This window comes from Streptomyces sp. 150FB (assembly GCF_000818195.1).
Classification (GTDB): Bacteria; Actinomycetota; Actinomycetes; order Streptomycetales; family Streptomycetaceae; genus Streptomyces.
Genome location: NZ_JTHL01000001.1, coordinates 6,035,758 through 6,041,182, shown reverse-complemented (window position 1 = coordinate 6,041,182; position 5,425 = coordinate 6,035,758). Strand labels below are relative to the sequence as shown.

Sequence of the window (5,425 nt, the reverse complement as noted above, 5' to 3'; positions counted from 1 at the left end):
CCCCCGCCTCCTCCGCCGCCGAAGCCACCTCCGCCGCCACCGAACCCGGCGCCGCCCTGGCCTCCGCCGGCACCCCCGCCGCCGGCGCCGCCGCCGAGCTTCGCGGTGAGCGTCGGGCTGACCGCCGTGACGATGTACGCGCCGAGGACACCGAGGGCGATGCCGAGTACGCCGCCGATCAGGCCGTTCACGACGGCCTCGCCGACCACTTGCCGGGTCACCCGGCCGCTCTTCCAGCCGAGCGCCTTCAGCGTGCCGAACTCCCGTACGCGGCGGCTGACCGCCGACGAGGTGAGCAGCCCCGCCACCAGGAACGCGGCGATCAGCACCACGATGGAGAGCCACTTGCCGACCGTGGAGGCGAGCCCGGACGCCGTGGAGAGGGAGCCGGAGACGGTGTCGGCGAGGTCCGCCGACGTGGTGACGGTCGTGCCGGGGACGTTCTTCTGGATCGAGGCCTTGACGGCGTCGATCCGCTGCGAGTCCGAGGCCTTCACATAGACGGTGGTGATCTTGTCCTTGGCGTCGGCCAGGGTCTGGGCCTGCCCCAGCGGCAGGTAGACATTGGCCGCCGCGTCACCGCTGTCGGCCGTGGCGACGCCGACGACCTTGTACGCCGTACCGGAGACGGTGACCGACGAACCGACCTTCAGCTTCTGCTGTTCGGCGTACGCGCTGTCGACGACGGCGACCTTCGCCGCGGTCTCACCGGCCGTGAAGGTACGGCCCGAAGTGATCTTCGAGGAGGTGAGCGGGCCGAGGTCGAGGTGGGTGACGTCCGTGCCGAACACGCTGAAGGAGTCGACGTCGAAGTTGGCCCCGCCGCCCTGCACCTGCCCCTGCGGCTGACCGCCTCCCGCGCCTCCCGCGCCTCCCGCACCGGCGCCGCCCCGCCCGCCCCCGGCCTGGTTCTGCTGCTTGAACTGCTTGAACTCGCCCCGGGTGAACGACCCGTTGACCTTCAGGACGGAGAGGCTGAGCCCGCCGACCGCCGACGCCACATCACTCTGCGAGCCCACCTTGGCGACGGTGGAGGAGGCGAGGGTCTGGAAGCCCTTCACGGTCACCCGGTCGCTGCTCTGCTTGCCGGTGTCCCCGCTGCCCTTGGCGTTGAACTGGAAGCGGGGGCGCCCCGTACTGCCCGAGCCCGGCGGCGGTGCGGCCTTGGTGACCGTCATGTCCGTACCGAGTCCGTACAGCGACTGGAGGACCTTGTCCTGGGCCTGGCCCATGCCGGTGGAGACGGAACTGACAACGATCACAAGGGCGATGCCGAGTGCGAGCCCTGAGGCGACGACGAGTGCCGCTTTTCTGCGACGGCGCAACTCACGCCTGAGGTAGGTGAAGAACATGAGCGTGAAGCTAGGCGCCCGGTGTGATGAGGGGTTGAGGCCGTCATGAGACTTGGATGAGAACGCCGACGGCGGCGGCACCGGGAGGGTGCCGCCGCCGTGGGCGTAGCTGGATGATCGGACCAGGGTCGGACCGGGGTGGATCAGACCGATCAGATCGGGCAGGTCACGTCACCGGTCGGATCACGATCACCGTCAGACGGCCGAACCGGCCTTCCACGCCGACCAGCTCATGTTCCAGCCGTTGAGCCCGTTGTCCGGGGCGATGGTCTTGTCGTTCGAGTTCTTGACGACCACCACGTCACCGATGAGCGAGTGCTCGAAGAACCAGTGCGCCGGCATGTTCGGGTCGCCCGCGCCCTTCACGTCCTGGAGGCCGACACAGCCGTGGCTGGTGTTGGCGCTGCCGAAGACCGAAGGGGCACCCCAGTAGTTGCCGTGCACGAAGGTGCCCGAGCTGGAGAGCCGCATGGCGTCGGGGACGTCCTTGATGTCGTACTCGCCCTTGCCGTCGGAGTCCGTGAAGCCGACCGTCGCGCCGTCCATGCGGGTCTTCTTGTACTTCTCGGAGATCACCATCTGGCCGTTGTACGTGGTGTGTTCGGGCGATCCGGCCGAGATCGGGATGGTCTTGATCGTCTTGCCGTTCTGCTGGACGACCATGGTCTTCGCCTTGGCGTCGACCGTGCTGACCTGGTTGCGGCCGACCGTGAACGAGACGGTCTTCTGCTGGACGCCGTACGTGCCGGCGGCGCCCTGCACCCCGTCCAGGTTCAGCTTCAGGGTGACCTTGGAACCGGCCTGCCAGTACTGGTCGGGGCGCAGGTCCAGGCGCTGCGAGTTGAACCAGTGGCCGACGACTTCCTGGCCGCTGCTCGACGTGACGGTGATCCCGGACTGGACGGCCTTCTTGTCCGTGATCGCCTTGTCGAAGTTGATCGAGACCGGCATGCCGACGCCGACCGTGGAGCCGTCCTCGGGGGTGAAGTTCCCGATGAAGCTGTGGGCGGGCGAGACGGTGGTGAACGACCCGTTCTCGTTCGCCGTGCGGCCCTGGGAGTCCTTCGCGGTCGCCGCGATCTTGTACGTGGTGGAGCGGTCGAGCTGCCCGTCCGGCTTCCAGCTCAGGCCGTCGGCGGCGAGCGTGCCCTTGACTGCGGTGCCGTCGGCGGTGGTCATGGACACCTGGGTGAGCGTGCCCTTGCTGACCGTGACCTTGGCGTCGTCGTTGATTCCCGCGTTCGTCGCGCCGTTCTTGGGCGTGATGGCTATCTGCGCGTCGGAAGTGTCCTTGGCGGCCGCCTCGTCGGCCTGCGCCTGCGTCGACTGCTTCGTACCGCCGGTGGCCGCGGCGCCGCTGTTGTCCTTGCCGTCGTTACAGGCCGAAAGCACCAGAACGCCGCCGAGCAGTGCGGTCGCGGCCGTAAGGCCCCTGCGCCGCTTGCTGACCGTCATCACACGTATCTCCATCGTCGCCGCTTACCCTGCCGATAACTTGTCAGAACACCCTTGCCGGGTAGTCCGGTTCCACATGTGCCGGAGATGTGGCGAAGACCACTCGCCATGGCAATGGGCGCGCCCCGGCCCGTCGGCTGCGCGGGACCGGGGCTTCTCAGGGTGTCACGCCTGGGCGCTTGAGCCGACCGGTCCCACCGTTCTCTTCGTCACTTTCGTCGCTTTCGTCATCGTCCGAACCGGTCTCCCGGCCCGTCCTCGTCGGCGGGGTCTTCCTCGTCGGCGGGTTCGTCATCGCCGTCGTACGGGTCCCACGCCACCGCTTCCGGGTCGTAGTCGATCTGCTCGCTCGTCCACGAGGCCTGGGCGAGCTGGAGCCCCGGCACGCCGCTGACCAGGTCAAACGGTTCGATGAGGTACGCGAGTGCCTCAGCCTCGTCTTCCCCCACCGCGGTCTCCGCATGCCTCCGCTCGTCCACGGACATGGATTCGTCGGCCGCGATGCGGTCCAGGGCCGCGGAACTCACCTGTTCCAGGTCGTCGATCTCCAGCACTAATTCCACCCGTACGCGCACATACCGTGATGTCTCAGAAGTGGTCATACGAGGGAGCGTAGGGCTCTTGACGCCCATGGCTTTCCCACGACCCGCTGCTTTCACTAGCATCGGCGGACGCAGTAATTCAGCTTTGCCAAAGGGGATCGATTACGTGTCTGTCACACCCCGACTGCTTCTGACCGCCACGGCCGCCGCCGCGCTCCTCTGTGGCCTGTGTTTCGTGCCTTCGGCGCACGCCAGAGACGAGCAGAGCGGTGCGCACCGGCCGTCCGTCACCTCCTCGGACACGTCCGCCGCGGGCAGCGCGCGGAACGCGCCGCGCCCGGTCCCGTACGCGCACTGAGACCGGGGCGGCGGCGCCGAAGAGGTACGGCCCTCAGGCCAGCGGTCCGGTGACCGCCTCGACGGCGGCCACCAACTCGCCCTGCCGTACGAAGGCGTCGGCGCCTGCGAGGTCGGGCGCGAGGAAACGGTCGGGTCCCGGCCCCTCGACACCCGCCGCGCGCAGCGCCCCGATGGCGGCCGCCGAGGCGGGCGCGGGGATGAGGCCCGTACGCAACTCGATGGCGCGGGTGGCCGCGTACAGCTCGACGGCCACGATCCGCGTCAGGTTGTCGACGGCCGTACGGAGTTTGCGCGCCGCCGACCAGCCCATCGACACGTGGTCCTCCTGCATCGCGGACGACGGGATCGAGTCGACCGAAGCGGGGACGGCCAGCCGCTTCATCTCGCTGACCAGGGCGGCCTGGGTGTACTGCGCGATCATCAGACCGGAGTCGACCCCGGCGTCGTCGGCGAGGAACGGCGGCAGCCCGTGCGAGCGGTTCTTGTCGAGCAGCCGGTCGGTACGGCGCTCGGCGATGGACCCGAGGTCGGCGGCGGCGATGGCCAGGAAGTCCAGAACGTACGCCACGGGCGCGCCGTGGAAGTTGCCGTTGGACTCGACCCGGCCGTCCGGCAGCACCACCGGATTGTCGACGGCGGCGGCGAGTTCGCGGTCGGCCACGAGCCGGGCGTACGCCAGCGTGTCCCGGCCGGCGCCGGCGACCTGCGGTGCGCACCGTACGGAGTACGCGTCCTGCACGCGCGGCGCCTCGTCCTCCTGGAAGTGCCCGATGAGCCCCGATCCGGCGAGCACCCTCAGCATGTTGTCGGCGCTGGCGGCCTGGCCGGGGTGCGGGCGGATGGCGTGCAGTTCGGGCGCGAGCACCTTGTCCGTACCGAGCAGCGCCTCCATGGTCAGCGCTGCGGTGATGTCGGCGGAGGTGTAGAGCCGTCGCAGGTCGGCGAGGGCCATGACGAGCATGCCGAGCATGCCGTCGGTGCCGTTGAGCAGCGCCAGCCCCTCCTTCTCGCGCAGTTCGACGGGCGTGATGCCGTGCGCGGCGAGCAGTTCCCCGGCGGGCCTGACGACGCCGTCGGGCCCCTCGGCGTCCCCCTCGCCCATCAGCGTGAGGACGCAGTGCGACAGCGGCGCGAGGTCGCCGGAGCAGCCGAGCGAGCCGAACTCGTGCACGACCGGCGTGATCCCGGCGTTCAGCACGTCGGCCATGGTCCGCGCGACCTCCGGCCGTACGCCGGTACGGCCGGACGCCACGGTCTTCAGCCGCAGGAACATCAGCGCGCGGACGACATCGCGTTCGACGTGCGGACCCATCCCCGCGGCGTGGCTGCGCACGATGTTGCGCTGCAACTGCGCCCGCAGATCGGGCCCGATGTGCCGGCTGGCGAGGGCCCCGAACCCGGTCGAAACGCCGTACACGGGCTCGGGCTTGGCGGCCAGCGCTTCAACGATCTCGCGCGCGGCGGCGAGGGCGGCGAGCGCGTCGGCCGAGAGTTCGACACGGGCGTGCCCGCGCGCCACGGCGACGACGTCCTCGGCGGTGGTCCCGGACGTCCCCACCACGACAGTGTGCATATCCATATTCAGCAGCGTACGTATTGAATCAAGGCCTGTCACCCGTCGGCCTCTCAGCTCTCGGACGAGGGCGGAGCCGGAGGCAGCCGGGCGTCGCGGAAGCGGCGGCGGTCGCCCTCCCTCGGCGGCGGGGCGTCCGCCAG

General features: G+C 69.7%; 5 protein-coding genes. 1 reads left to right on the top strand and 4 read right to left on the bottom strand.

The window, feature by feature from the left end; translation table 11 throughout:
• From QR77_RS47865 to QR77_RS26090, 3 genes are all read right to left on the bottom strand, one after another.
• On the bottom strand, window positions 1–1,352 hold a 1,352-nt coding region (locus QR77_RS47865; protein WP_236710818.1), incomplete at its 3' end, for an ABC transporter permease.
• A gap of 195 nt (window positions 1,353–1,547) precedes the next feature.
• Complete coding sequence (locus QR77_RS26095) at window positions 1,548–2,822, bottom strand: Ig-like domain-containing protein (protein WP_040024518.1); 1,275 nt, start codon at window positions 2,820–2,822, stop codon at window positions 1,548–1,550.
• Window positions 2,823–3,034: 212 nt separating this feature from the next.
• On the bottom strand, window positions 3,035–3,409 hold the full coding sequence (locus tag QR77_RS26090) for a hypothetical protein (protein WP_078877142.1): 375 nt from the start codon (window positions 3,407–3,409) through the stop codon (window positions 3,035–3,037).
• Between the two features lie 106 nt (window positions 3,410–3,515).
• Here QR77_RS26090 and QR77_RS26085 point away from each other — a divergent pair, with 106 nt between their 5' ends.
• Entirely contained in the window at window positions 3,516–3,707 is a 192-nt protein-coding gene (locus QR77_RS26085) for a hypothetical protein (protein ID WP_040024517.1), read from the top strand.
• 33 nt (window positions 3,708–3,740) lie between these two features.
• On the opposite strand, the gene hutH is transcribed toward QR77_RS26085, so the two are convergent.
• Window positions 3,741–5,282: a histidine ammonia-lyase gene (gene hutH, locus QR77_RS26080; protein WP_040024516.1), complete on the bottom strand. Its 1,542-nt coding sequence runs from the start codon at window positions 5,280–5,282 to the stop codon at window positions 3,741–3,743.
• Between the last annotated feature and the right edge of the window lie 143 nt (window positions 5,283–5,425).